Annotated in this window: 13 protein-coding genes; 6 read left to right on the plus strand and 7 right to left on the minus strand. The window is 76.6% G+C overall.

The window, feature by feature from the left end:
- Nucleotides 1-66: 66 nt before the first annotated feature.
- The 3 genes from ACFPK1_RS01735 (at nucleotide 67) to ACFPK1_RS01745 (ending at nucleotide 2172) form a co-directional block, all read left to right on the plus strand.
- Complete coding sequence (locus ACFPK1_RS01735) at nucleotides 67-1227, plus strand: TIGR02678 family protein (RefSeq protein ID WP_378019163.1); 1161 nt, start codon at nucleotides 67-69, stop codon at nucleotides 1225-1227.
- Between the two features lie 104 nt (nucleotides 1228-1331).
- The gene (locus tag ACFPK1_RS01740) at nucleotides 1332-1706 is read left to right on the plus strand and encodes an ArsR/SmtB family transcription factor (RefSeq protein ID WP_378019164.1); all 375 of its coding nucleotides are present in this window, start codon (nucleotides 1332-1334) and stop codon (nucleotides 1704-1706) included.
- Complete coding sequence (locus tag ACFPK1_RS01745) at nucleotides 1687-2172, plus strand: SRPBCC domain-containing protein (RefSeq protein WP_378019165.1); 486 nt, start codon at nucleotides 1687-1689, stop codon at nucleotides 2170-2172. The genes ACFPK1_RS01740 and ACFPK1_RS01745 overlap by 20 nt, the downstream gene beginning before the upstream one ends.
- Before the next feature lie 49 nt (nucleotides 2173-2221).
- Here the strand turns inward: ACFPK1_RS01745 and ACFPK1_RS01750 are convergent, their stop codons facing one another.
- Together ACFPK1_RS01750 and ACFPK1_RS01755 are read right to left on the minus strand one after the other, a co-directional pair.
- The gene (locus ACFPK1_RS01750; protein ID WP_378019166.1) at nucleotides 2222-2986 is read right to left on the minus strand and encodes an EI24 domain-containing protein; all 765 of its coding nucleotides are present in this window, start codon (nucleotides 2984-2986) and stop codon (nucleotides 2222-2224) included.
- A gap of 26 nt (nucleotides 2987-3012) precedes the next feature.
- Entirely contained in the window at nucleotides 3013-3882 is an 870-nt protein-coding gene (locus ACFPK1_RS01755) for a LysR family transcriptional regulator (protein WP_378019167.1), read from the minus strand.
- 70 nt (nucleotides 3883-3952) lie between these two features.
- Between ACFPK1_RS01755 and ACFPK1_RS01760 the strand changes: the two genes are divergently transcribed.
- Nucleotides 3953-4300 carry a nuclear transport factor 2 family protein gene (locus tag ACFPK1_RS01760; protein WP_378019168.1) on the plus strand — a complete coding sequence of 116 codons (348 nt, stop codon included), beginning with the start codon at nucleotides 3953-3955 and terminating at the stop codon, nucleotides 4298-4300.
- A 44-nt stretch (nucleotides 4301-4344) separates the two neighbouring features.
- Nucleotides 4345-5229, plus strand: a complete 885-nt coding sequence (locus ACFPK1_RS01765) for an ABC transporter substrate-binding protein (protein ID WP_378019169.1) — start codon at nucleotides 4345-4347, stop codon at nucleotides 5227-5229.
- Here the strand turns inward: ACFPK1_RS01765 and soxR are convergent.
- Genes soxR through ACFPK1_RS01785 form a run of 4 tightly spaced genes read right to left on the minus strand, consistent with a single transcriptional unit; the run spans nucleotide 5222 to nucleotide 7851 of the window.
- Entirely contained in the window at nucleotides 5222-5686 is a 465-nt protein-coding gene (gene soxR / locus ACFPK1_RS01770) for a redox-sensitive transcriptional activator SoxR (protein ID WP_378019170.1), read from the minus strand. The genes ACFPK1_RS01765 and soxR overlap by 8 nt on opposite strands.
- Nucleotides 5683-6225 (minus strand): NADPH-dependent FMN reductase, encoded by a 543-nt coding sequence (locus ACFPK1_RS01775; protein WP_378019171.1) that lies wholly within the window; start codon nucleotides 6223-6225, stop codon nucleotides 5683-5685. The genes soxR and ACFPK1_RS01775 overlap by 4 nt, the downstream gene beginning before the upstream one ends.
- 29 nt (nucleotides 6226-6254) lie before the next feature.
- The gene (locus ACFPK1_RS01780) at nucleotides 6255-6647 is read right to left on the minus strand and encodes a hypothetical protein (RefSeq protein ID WP_378019172.1); all 393 of its coding nucleotides are present in this window, start codon (nucleotides 6645-6647) and stop codon (nucleotides 6255-6257) included.
- Nucleotides 6648-6663: 16 nt separating this feature from the next.
- Entirely contained in the window at nucleotides 6664-7851 is a 1188-nt protein-coding gene (locus tag ACFPK1_RS01785) for a DUF2786 domain-containing protein (RefSeq protein WP_378019173.1), read from the minus strand.
- A 192-nt stretch (nucleotides 7852-8043) separates the two neighbouring features.
- On the opposite strand from ACFPK1_RS01785, the gene ACFPK1_RS01790 reads away from it, so the two are divergent.
- Entirely contained in the window at nucleotides 8044-12660 is a 4617-nt protein-coding gene (locus ACFPK1_RS01790; RefSeq protein WP_378019174.1) for an AAA domain-containing protein, read from the plus strand.
- A 58-nt stretch (nucleotides 12661-12718) separates the two neighbouring features.
- Here ACFPK1_RS01790 and ACFPK1_RS01795 read toward each other — a convergent pair whose 3' ends face one another.
- Nucleotides 12719-13783, minus strand: coding sequence for an EcsC family protein (locus ACFPK1_RS01795; protein ID WP_378019175.1), 1065 nt, complete (start codon nucleotides 13781-13783; stop codon nucleotides 12719-12721).
- Nucleotides 13784-13795 lie beyond the last annotated feature (12 nt).

Raw genomic sequence — 13795 nt, forward strand, 5'->3', positions numbered from 1 at the left:
AGCGAACGCGCTGTTCGCTGCTTCTAGGCGCGCGAAGTCCCCGTTGATCACGCGAGCGGGGCTCCGGTGACGGCCGCCCGGAGCGACCCGCAGCGCGACGGCGAGCTCGTCACCGCGACGCGGGCCCTGCTGACGCGGCCGTGGCGCACCGCGGAGGCGGACCCCGACGTCGTCGCGCTGGTCCGCCGGCACGCCGACGCGCTCGACGCGTGGTTCACGCAGGAGCTGAACTACCGGCTCGTCGTCACGGCCGACACGGCGCGCCTGGTCAAGGTCGGGCACGTGCCCGCCGACCGGCCGCTGCGCACGATCTCGACGACGCCGCGGGCGTTCACGCCCGCCGAGTACACGGCGCTCGCGCTGGTCCTCGCGGCGACCACGTCGGGCCCCGACCGCACCAGCCTGCGCGACCTCGTCAACGCCGTGCACTCCGCGGCCGCCGAGGCGGGGATCGTCATGGACACCGACACGGCGTCGCGGCGTGCCCTGGTCACAGCGCTGCGCTGGCTGATCGCGCACGGGATGGTCCGGGAGCTCGACCGCGGGGTCGGCCTCTACGAGCACGACGCGGACGCCGACGCGCTGCTCGAGGTCCGCAACGACCGGATGGCGCTGCTGCCGACCGGCGCGGTCGTCGGGGCGGAGTCGGCCGACGACCTGCTGGTCCGCGCGCGCGAGCGGGGCTCGTCGTCGACGGCGGCGCGCCGGCGCCTGGTCGAGGACCCCGTCGTGCTCGCGGGCGACCTCGAGCCCGCGCGGTTCGCCGAGCTCCGCCGCCACGCCGGCGACGAGGCGCGCCGGATCGAGGCGCGCACGGGGCTCGTGGTGGAGGCGCGCGAGGAGGGATTCGCCGCGCTCGACGTCGACGGCGGCTGCTCGGACGTCGCTTTCCCCGGCAGCGGCACCGTGGCGCATGCGGCGTTGTTGCTGGTCAGCGAGCTGATCTACCAGTTCCGCCCGGCCGAGGACCCGGACCCGATCCCGTGGCCGTCGGTGCGCGAGGTGCTCGCGGAGCTGGTCGGCGAGTACGGGCGGTACTGGTCGAAGGCCGCGATCGCCGACGCCGAGCGCTTCGCCGCCGACGTGGTCGGGGTGCTCGAGGCGATGCGCCTGGTGGCCCGCGAGGCCGAGGGCTCCCTGCGCGTCCTGCCTGCCGCCGCGCGCTACGCCCCGGCGGTCACCGTCACCGACAGCGACGACGAGGACGAGCAGCCGACGCTGCTCTGATGTCAGCGGAGTGCCACCGCAGACACTCAACGTCCGTAACGCCACACGCTCGCCGATCACGGGTAACTTGACGGTTAATGAAAGAAGCGGTTACATATCAAACCGTGTTCCCCGCCGAAGCGCTCGCCGACCCGGTCCGCCGGGCCATCGTCGAACGCCTCGCGGACGGCGAGGTCGGGGCCGGCGAGATCGCCGCCGACTTCCCCGTCAGCCGCCCCGCGATCAGTCGCCACCTGCGGGTGCTGCGCGAGGCCGGGCTCGTGACGTCCCGGGTCGCGGGTCAGCACCGCATCTACGCCCTCGACCGCCGCCCGCTGGCCGAGCTCGACGCCTGGCTGGAGCGGTTCCGCCCCCTGACGTCCGCGCCGATCGCCGGTCCCGGAAGCCGGCTCGACGCCCTCGACACCGAGATGCACCGCGGCCGGCGCGCCCGCCGCGCCGCCGAGAACGGAGACAGCGATGAGCACGCCGCCGGCTGAGATCCGCACCGAGCCCGACGGCGCCACGACCGCCGTCTGGCGCCGCGAGTACCCCGACCCCGTCGAGGACGTGTGGGCCGCGATCACCAAGTCCGAGCGGCTCGGGCGCTGGATCGGCACCTGGACCGGCGAGCCGCGCGTCGGCGGCACGGTCTCGTTCACGCTCACCGGGGAGGTCGACGCGGGCGGCGAGGTCGACGAGCCGGCCGACGTGCGCATCCACGCCTGCGCGCCGCCCCGCCACCTGGCCGTCGAGTTCCCCGCGCCCGAGAACCGGTCCTGGCTCATCGACCTCACCGTCGAACCGCACGGCGCCGGCGCGGTCCTCGTCTTCGCCCAGCGGCTCGTCGACGGCATCAGGGCAGAGGACGTCGACGCCGGCTGGCGCTGGTACCTCGACCGCCTCGGCGCGAGCCTCGCCGGCACCCCGATGCCCGATTGGTCGGCCTACGAGTCCGCGGGGTGAGTCAGCGTGGGGGCCACGCTGACACCCAACGTCAGGAAAGCCCCCACGATCACGCCACGGTCGGTGCGCGCCGCTCCGTCGGCTCCCCGCGCAGTTCGCGGGCCAAGAGCGTCGCGGCGGCCGAGGCCGCCGGGATGGCGAGGACGGCGACGAACGGGATGGCCGCGAGCAGGTAGGTCGGGATGCCGACGCCCCAGGTCGCGAGGCGCCGCGTGCGCAGGAGCCGGCGGCGGGCGCCGAAGTCGAGGCCGCGGCGCTGCAGGGCCGGCGCCGTCAGCTCGATCATCAGCAGCCGTCCGCCGACGAGCGCCGCGGCCACGGGCGCGAGCACCGGCCCGACGACGGGAACGAACCCCAGCACGAACAGCGGGACCGCCGCGAGCACGGAGAGCGCGATGAGCAGCAGCCCGTCCCGTGCCCCGCGCGCCAGCGACCGCAGCCACGACGGCTCGACCGTGCCCGGCACCGGACCAATGCCCTCGTCGACGGTCTCGGCGAGCTTCTCGTAGAACGGGCCGCCCACGGCGAGCGTCACGGCGACGAAGGTGACGACGGCGATCGCGGCGGCGGCGGCCACCACCGCCGCGCCCGCGGCGATCCGCGCGCCGCTGCGCAGCGTCTCGGACCACCCGTCGGCGAACGGGGTCAGCGCGGCCGCGAGGTCGGGCAGGTAGGCGACCAGCGTGCCGAGCGCGCCGACGTAGACCACGGAGACGATCAGCGCGGGGATCGCCCCGAGCAGCAGCAGGCGCGGGGAGCGCAGCACCGTGACCGCGCCGCGCACGAACAGCCGGACGCCCAGCACCAGGTCCACGGTCGCGATTGTCCCGGGTCGCGGAGTCAGGCGATCCAGGCCCGGGCCCGGTCGAGCAGGGCCCGCGCGGCCGGGCCGAGCGGCGCGTCGCGGCGGCGGGCGAGGTCGATCTGGGCCCGTACCTCCGGGACGATCGGCACGGACCGCAGCCCGTCGCGACCGGAGAGAGCCGGCGAGGGGACGACGGCGATCCCGAGTCCCTGTAGCGCGAGGTCCACGAGCACCGACGGCGAGCCCGCCTCCAGCGCCGGGCGCAACGTCACCCCGGCGTCGGCCGCCGCCCGGTCCAGCGCCGCGCGCACCCCGGCGCCGACGGGCAGGGCGATCACCGGGTGCTCGGCGAGCTCGGCCACCGTGACCGTGGCGCCCAGCGGCCCGTCGGGCGGCAGCGCGGCGACGAGGGGGACGTCGAGGACCACGTCGACGTCCAGGTCGGCGGGCGGGTCGCCGTCGCGGCCGACCCATGCGAGGTCGAGATCGTGGCGGCGCAGGCCGTCGAGCAGGGCGTCGGTCGCGGCCTCGACGAGCCGGATCTCGACGCCAGGGTGGTCGCGGTGGAACGCGCCGAGCAGGCCGGGGAGGTCGACGACCCCGCCGCCGCGCACCATCCCCACCGACACCCGCCCGCGGACGAGGCCGGCGAGCTCGTCGGCGGTGTCGCGGACCCCGCTGACGGCGGCGAGCGCCGCCCGCGCGTGCGGCAGCACCGCCTCGCCGGCCGGGGTCAGCCGCACCCCGCGCGCCGACCGGTCGAACAGCACCTGTCCGAGCTCGCGCTCCAGGCGGGCGATCTGCGCGCTGATGCCGGGCTGGGCGACGTGCTCGCGCGCCGCGGCCCGCGTGAACCCGCCCTCCTCGGCGACCGCGACGAGGTAGCGCAGCTGGTGCAGCTCCATAAGCATCAGTTGTATCAGTGAGGCCTACAAGCTCTTCGACTTCTGGTTCAGTGCGCCCGACAGTGGACCCATGCGCACCCCCGCCGAGACCATGACCGCCTACTTCGAGGGCTGGCGGCGCCGCGACGCCGAGTCGCTGCGCGACGTCCTCGCCGACGACGTCGTCTTCGACGGCCCGATGGGCCACGTCGAGGGCGTCGACGACAACGTCGCGAGCCTGCACGGGCTGCTGGGCATCGTCACCGACGTGCAGGTCAAGCACGTCTTCGTCGACGGCCCCGACGTCTGCACCGTCTACGACCTGCACACCACCGCGACCGGCGCCCCCGTGCTCACGGTCAACTGGGCGCACGTCGTCGACGGCCGCGCGCGGACCATCCGCGCGATCTTCGACCCCCGCCCGCTCCTCGCCACGTGAGTACTTTCCGGGCCTATAGCCCCGGAAAGTGCTCACATAGGGGCATGCGGATCGCGTCGCTGCTGCCCGCGGCCACGGAGATCGTCGGTGCGCTGGGGCTCGCCGACGACCTCGTGGCCGTCACCTTCGAGTGCGACCGGCCCGAGGGCATCCGCGCGACGCGGCCGGTGGTCGTCGACACCGCGCTGTCGGCCGGCCTCACGCCCGGTGAGATCGACGCCGTCGTGCGCGAGCGCGCGGCGCGGGGCCTGCCCCAGTACGAGCTCGACCGCGACGCCCTGCGCGACGCCGCCCCCGACCTCGTGCTCACCCAGGACCTGTGCCGGGTGTGCGCGCTGCCGGAGTCGACGGTCACCGAGGCGCTGGCCGACCTGCACCTCGACGCCGCGGTCCTCACCATCGACCCCCACACCCTCGACGAGGTCCTCGACGCCGTCGCGGCCGTCGCCCGGGCCGCGGGGGCGCCGGACGCGGGGACGGACCTGGTCGCCGGCCTGCAGGATCGGCTGACAGCGATCGATCAGGCGGTCCGGCAACGACCGAGACCCCGCGTCCTCGCGCTCGAGTGGGTGGACCCGCCGTTCCTGCCCGGGCACTGGGTGCCGGCGATGGTCCGGCGCGCCGGTGGGGAGCCGCTCGCCGGGATCGACGGCGGGCGCAGCGTCGCGACGACGTGGGACCGGATCGCCGACGAGGCGCCCGACGTGGTGCTCGTCGCCCCCTGCGGCTTCGGGCTCGACGACGCCGTGGCCCAGGCGGGCGCGGTCCGGGAGCACCTGCAGGACACCCCGATCGTCGCGATCGACTCGGCGTCCTACGTGGTGCGCGCCGGCCCGCGGCTGGTCGACGGCATCGAGGCGATCGCCCACGCCCTGCACCCCGAGGTGGTCCCGGCGCCCCCGCCCGGGCGGATCCGCGCGCTCAGCTGACCAGCTTGCGCGGCCCCGGCCCGTCGGCGGCGAGGCGGTCGTGCGGGTTGGCGAGGCCGCAGCGGTCGAGCGAGAGGCACCCGCAGCCGATGCAGCCGGTGAAGTCGTCGCGCAGCTGCTGGAGCCGGCGGATGCGGTCGTCGAGCTCCTCGCGCCACTGCGCGGAGAGCCGCTCCCAGTCCTTGCGGTTCGGCGTCCGGCCGTCGGGCAGGCCGTCGAGCGCCGCGCGGATCTCCGCGAGGGGGATCCCGACGCGCTGGGCGATGCGGATGAACGACAGCCGCCGGAGCACCTCGCGGCGGAACCGGCGCTGGTTGCCGGGGGTACGTCGGGCCTGGATGAGGCCCTCGCGCTCGTAGAAGTGCAGGGCGGAGACCGGGACGCCGCTGCGCTCGGCGACCTCGCCGACCGACAGCTCCTGCCCGGGGTAGGGGCGCGGGTGGTCGTGGCCGGTCACGTCGGGCTCCCCGCGGCGTGCTCGAGGCGGGCGCGGCGCAGGGTCCGCGCCCACCACGCGAGGGCGTCGAGCAGGACGGTCGCGGCGGCGTCGGCGACCTCCTCGCGCGGGCGCCCCGTGGCGTCGAAGGCCCCGGCGGCGCCGTGGAAGCTCACGGTGTCGCGCAGCCCGACGGCGTGCAGCTCGGCGAGCACCGGGCGCAGGTGCTCGACCGCGCGCAGCCCACCGGAGAGCCCGCCGTAGGCGACGAAGCCGACCGGCTTGTCGCGCCACTCGCCGCCGGTCGCGTCGAGCGCGGTCTTCAGCGGTCCGGGGAAGCTGTGGTTGTACTCGGGGGTGACGATCACGACGGCGTCGGCGGCGCCGATCCGCTCGGCGAAGCCGGCGTCCGGGCCGGTCTCGAGCAGGTCGACGACGTCCACGGCGACGTCGGGTCGCCGGCGCGCGCGGTCGGCGAACCAGGCGGCGACGACGGGACCGAAGCGGCCCTCGCGGACGCTGCCGATCACCACCGCGAGCGGGATGGGGTCCTCGGTCATGACGACGACGCTAGGACCTCGACCATTGTTCAGGTCAAGGACGCGAGCAGGCGGACCGTCGCGACCGCCGCCTCCTCGGTGCGGGCACCGGTGCGCTCCGCCCAGGCCGACACCGTCTCCCCGGCGGTCAGGGCAGCACCGAGGTCGCCGCCCAGGGGGCCGCCCACCTCCGCGGTCACCGCGTCGCACGCGGCCAGCACCCGCTCGCGGCGCCGGGCGAGGTGCTCCGCGAGCACGCGGCGCAGCTCGGTGAGCGCGCCCTCGTCACCCGCGGCGACGTCGGCTGCGGCGCGGCGGAGCAGGGCCTGCAGGGTCTCGGGCGGCAGGCCGGGGTCCTCGGAGCGCGCACCAGCTGGCGTCCGACCCCGCTTGGCGTCGCGGCGGCGCTGCTTCTCGGCACGTCGCTCGCGGGGGCCGGCCATCCCGCCATCCTCGCCCCTAGCGTTCGGCGAGCGCGTCGCGCCCCGGCGTCAGGCTGGCGGCGTCGGCCGCGGCGCGCCCGGCGGCCCAGCCCTCGCCGTTGCCGACGCTGAAGCGCCGTCGGGTCAGCCGCGGGAAGAGCTCGCCGACCGTGCGCTCGACGACCTCGGCCCGCGCGGCCAGCACCGGCAGCAGGCCCTCGCCGAGCTCGGCGCGCGCGTGGGCCTGGGCCTCGTGCGCGGCCGCGGTGAGCCGCTCGCCGATGCGCGTCGCGTACGCGAGCAGGAAGGCGTGGCGGAAGGAGCGGGTCCGCGACCGGGGCACCGACCCGTCGTCGGCGGCCAGCATCGCCCGGTCGGCCTGGACCAGCAGGGACGTGACGAGCAGCTCCACCGTCGCGAGGTCGGCGGCGTGCCCGATCACCGTGACCATGTCGAGGGCGGCGAGGCTGACCGCCCGGCAGCGGTTGGCGCTCGCCACCTGGTGCACGAGGCTGGACTTGGCGCTCGCGTAGGGCGGGTCGAGCCACAGCCGCCGCGCGGCGGCCCGCGGCTCCGTGTCCGCGGGCCCGGCCACCAGCGCCTGCTCCAGCGCGTGGCGCCCCATCAGCTCCTGGGCCTTGGCCGAGAGCGCCTCGGCCTCCTCGGGGAACTCGGTCGACTCGGCCTTGGCCAGGAGCCCGCGCACCCGGGCGAGCACCCGGGCGTCGACCCCCTCGGGCGCCCGTTGCTCGGCGCCGAGCCACGGCAGGGTCGGCAGCGAGCGCAGCAGGCCCACGAGGGCGACGCTCGCGGCGAGCGCGTCGTCGGGATCGAGGCCGCGCACCGAGCTCCACTGCGCCACCAGCGGCACGTCGCGGGCCGGCGGGGTCGCGCCGAGGTCGGCGAGGTCGACGTCCAGCGCCGTGTCGCCGCGCGGGCGCCGGGCCGCGGCCGCGCCCAGGACGTCGAGCGCCAGCACCACCCGTCCCACCGACAGCCGCCGGCGCACCACCTCGCCCACGTCGCGCGGACCCCAGCCCCGCGCGTGCAGCGCGTCCGCGGCGTCGAGCAGCGCCAGCTCGGCGCCCGCCACCAGCACCCGCGACGTGCCGTAGCGCGCCCGCAGGACGGCCGTGACCTGCTCGCCGCGCCCGCCCGCCGCCGCGAGACCGGCGAGGAAGCGCGCCGCCTCCTGCGGGTCGTCCGACCGTGCGTTCGTCACCATCCACCCTCCCTGCCCCGAAGCGTCACAGGGTTCGACGGCCGCGGGGCCCGGACGGTTCCGTCCGTTTTCCGGCGGAGGTTCCCCCGGACGGATCCTCCTCGGGCCCGGGCGCGCGTGGTCGGCCCGGGGACGGGATGCGATCGTGGTCCGTCGCAGCGGGGGCTGATGCAGGGCCAGGAAGGGAGCGTGCCCGTGGGCGTGCCGCAGGAGCCGGTCGAGGCACCGGCCGTGCGCCCGCACGACGCGGCCCGCACGAACGGCGCCGGCGAGCGGGCCGCCGGCCCCGAGCACGATCCCGCCCTGCGCGACCGCGTCCAGCGCTTCGTCGGCGTCCTGCGGCGCGTCGCGCTCGCCCGGGCCCGCCCGGTGCGCCACACCCGCCACCACGTCGGCGAGCTCCCGCTGGTCGAGGTCGCCGACCAGTCCGCGATCCGCCGCCCCCGCGAGGCCGGCGACGAGATCCTCCGCGCGTCCGCCGAGGGCCCGATGCGCGCGACGTTCGACGCGCTCTTCGACCTCATGCGAGCCGCCGCCGACCAGCCCGAGGCCGTCGAGCTGGTCCTCGCCGGCGGCCTGCTGCACGCCCCCGACCAGGACGTCCGCGTGCACCTGCTGTCCCGCCCGGTGCGCATCGAGCACGACGCGGACCACATGGTGGTCACCCTCGCCGGCGACGCCACCGTCTGGGAGGACGAGGAGCTCCTCGCGGGCACGGGACTCGTCGACGACTCCGTCCGGGCCGACGGGAGCGCCCCCGCCTCCCCGCTCGACCCCGACCTCGTCGACCGCCTCGCGCGGTGGGCCGAGCGCCACCTGCGGGTCGAGCACACCCGCGGCGACGACTGGATCGGCCCGACCGGTCCGGGCACCGCCCTCGTGCCCGCGCCGACGCTCGTCGCCCGCCGCCGCGGGGCCGCCGCCCTGCGCACCTACTACGACGCGATGGTCGCCGACCTCGCCGACGGGTCCCGGCCGCTGCCCGTCGGGCTCGCCCAGCTCGTCGCGGCGATCGAGCCCGCCGACCGCGCGGCGTGGCTCGCGCGCACCGGCCACGACGAGCCGCCCGTCACCGACCCGCTGTTCCCGCTGCCCGTCGGTGCCGCGCAGGGCCGCATCCTCGGGCGGCTGGGGCGCGACTCGGGCGTCGTCGTCGAGGGCCCGCCGGGCACCGGCAAGACCCACACGATCGCCAACCTGCTCTGCGCGCTGCTCGCGGAGGGCCGCCGCGTGCTCGTGACCAGCGAGAAGGCCCAGGCGCTGCGGGTGCTGCGCGACAAGCTGCCCCCCGAGATGCGCGACCTGTGCCTCTCGCTGGCCGACGGCGACGACGACCCGGGCATCGCCGGGCTCGCCGCGCGCAGCACCGAGTTCGATCCCGACGAGGCCGACCGCGTGATCGCGGAGCTCGTCGCCCGCCGCGACGGGCTGCTCGCCGAGCGCGAGGCGGCCCTCGACGCGGTGGTCGCCGAGCGCGCCGCCGAGACCGCCGTCCAGCGCGACCTGGGCCCGGGGATGACCGGGACGCGCGCCGAGATCGCTCGCCGCCTGCACCTCGTCGGCGAGCGCGACGGGTGGCTCGCCGACGTCGTCGACCCCGACGTCGACCTCCCACCCGCGCCGCCGCTGTCGACCACCGAGTTCCGCACCCTGCGCGACCTGCTCGCGAGCGAGACCCCGCAGCGCCGCGAGCGGGCCCGTCTCGTGCTGCCGCCGCCGGTCGAGCTGCCGCCCGAGGACCACGTCGCCGAGCTCGCCGCCGCCGTCGTGCGCGGCCTCGACGCCACCTCCGGCGACGTCGGCGACATCGTCTCCGCCCTGGGCGGGCTGCCCCCCGACGCGGCCGCGCACCTGCCCGAGGTCAGCCGCCGGGTGGCCGACGCGCTCGCCGAGCTGGACGAGACCGGCAGCACGACCGACGGGGACGCCGCCTGGGCGCACGGGGTCACCGACGCCGTCCTCTCCGGGCGCGCCGGGCACCTGTGGGCCCGCGCGACCGACGGGCTGCGCGCCGTCGACACCGTGCTCGAGCACGACCGCCGCGCCGGCCCGGCGCAGGTCCGGGTGGAGGACGGCGTCGATGTCGCCACCGCCGCGCCGGTCTTCGAGCGCTTCGCGGCGTTCCTCGCCGACGGCGGCACGACCCGGCGGCTGTTCAAGCCCGACGAGCAGAAGGCCGTCGAGCCCTACCTCGCCGACATCCACCTGCACGGCGCCGACCCCGCGACCGTCTCCGGGGCGTCCGCGATCGCCCACCACCTGCGCATCCTCGAGATCACCGACCGGCTCTCCGAGGGCTTCGGCCCGCTCGGGCACCCGCTGCGCCGCGCCGAGCACCGTGCGCTGCTCGTCGAGCAGGTCCTCGCGCTGCGGGCGACCTGCCGGGCGGTGGGCCGGGTGCTGACGGCGGCGATGGGGGTGCGCCGACTGCTGGCCGCGCTGCCGCCCGACGACCGCCCGCGCGTCGACTCGCTCGCCCGCCTGCGCGTGCTCACCACGCTGACCCTCGACGTCGACGACACCCGCGCCGCCGAGCTGGCCCGCGGCGAGCTGGACGAGGTGATCGAGCGCGTCCAGGCCGGGGTGCCGCCGGCCCGCCAGGCCCCGGAGCTCGTCGCGGTGCTCGACGCGCTGCGCCGCCGTGACCCCGACGCGTACACCGACGCCGTGCTCGCCGTCGAGACCGCGCACGCCGAGGCCCGCGACCAGCGCCGCGCCGACACCCTCGCCGGCCGTCTCGACGCCGCCGCGCCCGGGCTGACCGAGCTGCTGCGGGCCCACGCGGGCGAACCCTGGCCCGACCGCGAGGAGCGCCTCGAGCAGGCGTGGGCGTACGCGCGCGCCGCGGCGCGGGTGCGGCAGTGGGCGGCCGCCGAGGACGCGCCGGACCGGCTCGCCGACCTCGACGTCGAGCTCGCCGGCGCGACGGCCCGGCTGGCGGCGGCGAAGGCGTGGCGGGCGTCGCTGACCCGGATCACCGCCGAGCAGATGCGCGCGCTGCAGAGCCACCGCGCCTCGGTCGCCGCGGTCGGCAAGGGCACCGGGCGCTACGCCGACCGCTACCGGGCCGCCGCCCGCGAGGCCGTCGAGGTCGCCCGCGACGCCGTCCCGGCCTGGGTGATGCCGATCCGCGAGGTGCTCGCCACCGTCGAGCCCCGCCCCGACGCGTTCGACGTGGTGATCGTCGACGAGGCCAGCCAGGCCGACCTGACCAGCCTGTTCCTGCTCTGGCTGGCCCCGCGGGTGATCGTCGTCGGCGACGACCGCCAGTGCACCCCGGCCGACGTCGGCGTCGGCTCGCTCGAGCCGGCGTTCGCGCGCCTGGAGACCGACCTGCCCGAGGTGCCGTTCTACCTGCGCAGCCAGTTCACGCCGCGGGCCAGCGTGTTCTCGGTGTTCCGCGCCACGTTCGGGCCGCCGATCCGGCTGCGCGAGCACTTCCGGTCGATGCCAGAGATCGTGGGGTGGTCGTCGCGGGAGTTCTACAGCGGGCCGGGGGAGGGTGACGCCCCGCTCGTGCCGCTGCGCCAGTTCGGCGCCGACCGGCTGCCGCCGCTGCGCGCGACGTTCGTGCCGGGCGCGACCGTCCGCGGACAGGGGTCGTCGCTGGCCAACGACGCCGAGGCGGCCGCGCTCGTCGACGCCGTCGCGCGCTGCGCCGACGACCCCGCCTACGCGGGTGCGACGTTCGGGGTGGTCGTGCTGCAGGGCCACGGACAGGTCGAGCTGATCGAGGATCTGCTCCGGAGCCGGCTGTCGGTGGAGGACTGGGAGCGCCGCCGCCTGCGCGTCGGCGTCGCCGCGGACTTCCAGGGCGACGAGCGCGACGTCGTGTGGCTGTCGATGGTCGTGGCGCCGGGACACCGGCTCGTGGCGCTGACCGCCGAGCGCTACCGCCAGGCGTTCAACGTGGCCGCCTCGCGCGCCCGCGACCAGATGTGGCTCTTCCACTCCGTCGGCGTCGACGACCTCACCCCCGCCGACCTGCGCCGCAAGCTCCTCGAGCACGTCACGGCGGTGGAGCCGGTGGGGTCCGCGGGCGCGCCGGAGAACCGGCCGGCGCCCGCCGAGGTCGACCGCGAGCACCGCCACCCCGCGTTCGGGAGCCTGTTCGCGCAGCGGGTCTTCGCCGGCCTGTCCGAGCGGGGTTTCGCGGTGGTCCCGCAGGTGGAGGTGCACGGGCGCGTGCTCGACCTCGTCGTCACCGGCGCGACGGGCCGGCTCGCGGTGCTCTGCGACGGCGACGAGCAGCGCCGCACCGTGACCCGCGCCGACGTCGAGGCCGAGCACGACCTGCGCCGCTGCGGGTGGCCGGTCGTGCGGATCGCCGAGTCGCGGTGGGTCGCCGACCCCGAGAGCGCGCTCACCCCGGTGCTCGACGCCGCCGCGGCCGCCGGGATCACGCCGCAGGCGCCGACCGGGCCGCTGGCGGTCGTGGAGTCAGCGCCCGGGGACCGCACCGAGTACCGGCCGCGGCGCGGACGCTCGGGACGCGCGATCCTCGGCGGCGCGGTGCCCGAGACCCTCGACGACCTCGTGGCCGACCTCGCCGCCCAGGGCTTCCCGCCCCCGCGGCGCGACGCGCGCGTGCACGACCCCCGCGGCGGCGGCGTGCTCGCCGACGCCACCGCGCTGTGGCCGACGGGGATCAGCCGGCGGGCCCTCGCGCCGCCGGTGGTGCTCGACCCCGACGTCACCGACCCGACCCGCGACCGCCTCCGCGAGCTGGGCTACCAGGTGTTCACGTCCGTCGCCGACGTCCGCGCCCACGTCGCGGCGTCGTCCGAGGGGCGGGGCGAGGCCCGGGGGTGAGTCAGCGTGGGGGCCACGCTGACACTCAACGTAAGAAAAGCCACCACGATCTCGGTCCTCAGGCGCCGGCGAAGATCTCGTCGCCCTCGTCGTCCATGTCGTCGCCGCCGTCGTCGGGCTCACCGTCGACGTAGGGCGCGTAGTGCGCCGGGTCGAACGGCAGCTCCACGCCGAAGGGCAGTTCGTACTTGTCGTGCAGGAAGCGCTCGCGGTACAGGTGCTCGGCGGTGTCGACGACCTTCGCCAGCAGCCGCGCCGACAGCACGGCACCCACGCCGATCCCGAGCACCGGCACGAGCTGCGCGAGCTCCCGCTGGCCGATCTGCCCCAGCAGCCGCTGGTACACGGCCTGCCCGAGGCGCCGGATCTGCGCCTGCTGCTGCTTGCGCTTCTGGTTCTCCTCGGTCTTCGCGGTGATCAGCTCGGAGAGGTCCTGGTACGCCTGCGGCGCGTCCTCGTCCGACGACAGCCCGACGGCCAGGACCGCCAGAGCGATGATCTGCTCGGAGCGCTTGGTGACGTCGTACCCGTGATACGCCGCGACGTGCGCGATCGCCCGCGTGCACGACGCGACGGTGAGCAGCGTGTCGCCGGTGAGCGCCCCGACCATCACCGCGATCCCGGGCAGGCTGCCGAGCCCGGCGCCGCCCGTCCCGCCGGCGGCCGCCGTGACGCCCGTCGTGGTCAGGATGCCGGTGACGCCGCCCTGGACCCCGGCGAACACGGTGTAACCGAGGTCGAGGCGCGGCATCGCCGCCTCGATGTCGGTGATGTCGAGGTCGCGGATGTCCTTGAAGTCGGTGACGTCGTGGCCCTGGGCGCGGAAGTCGGCGAACACCGCGTCGCGCCGCAGCGTCGCCGCGCCCGCCCCGGCGCCGGCCGCCGCGATCTGGTGGAGGACCGTCTGCACGCCGTCGTCCACCTGCGAGACACCGGGAACGCGGCGCAGGAACGAGGTGACCTCCTCGCGGACCCCGGCGAGTCCGTTGAGGACGGGGCTGAGCATCCCGGAGGAGCTCTGCAGCTCCCGGTCCTTCCACTGCACGACCTCGTGCCAGCGCTCGGCGTCGCTGGGGGAGACGTCCGGCGTCGTCGGTGCAGGATCGTCCCTCGTCGTGCTCACAGTCGGACGGTA

It is taken from the genome of Actinomycetospora rhizophila, from assembly GCF_042657905.1.
Lineage (GTDB): Bacteria > Actinomycetota > Actinomycetes > Mycobacteriales > Pseudonocardiaceae > Actinomycetospora > Actinomycetospora rhizophila.

What these genes read in the sequence shown, in the direction of transcription:
- ACFPK1_RS01775 (WP_378019171.1), bottom strand. Translation starts at nt 6,225, where the DNA reads ATGACCGAGGACCCCATCCCGCTCGCGGTGGTGATCGGCAGCGTCCGC.
- ACFPK1_RS01785 (WP_378019173.1), bottom strand. Translation starts at nt 7,851, where the DNA reads ATGGTGACGAACGCACGGTCGGACGACCCGCAGGAGGCGGCGCGCTTC.
- ACFPK1_RS01760 (WP_378019168.1), top strand. Translation starts at nt 3,953, where the DNA reads ATGCGCACCCCCGCCGAGACCATGACCGCCTACTTCGAGGGCTGGCGG.
- ACFPK1_RS01755 (WP_378019167.1), bottom strand. Translation starts at nt 3,882, where the DNA reads ATGGAGCTGCACCAGCTGCGCTACCTCGTCGCGGTCGCCGAGGAGGGC.
- ACFPK1_RS01745 (WP_378019165.1), top strand. Translation starts at nt 1,687, where the DNA reads ATGAGCACGCCGCCGGCTGAGATCCGCACCGAGCCCGACGGCGCCACG.
- ACFPK1_RS01765 (WP_378019169.1), top strand. Translation starts at nt 4,345, where the DNA reads ATGCGGATCGCGTCGCTGCTGCCCGCGGCCACGGAGATCGTCGGTGCG.
- ACFPK1_RS01780 (WP_378019172.1), bottom strand. Translation starts at nt 6,647, where the DNA reads ATGGCCGGCCCCCGCGAGCGACGTGCCGAGAAGCAGCGCCGCCGCGAC.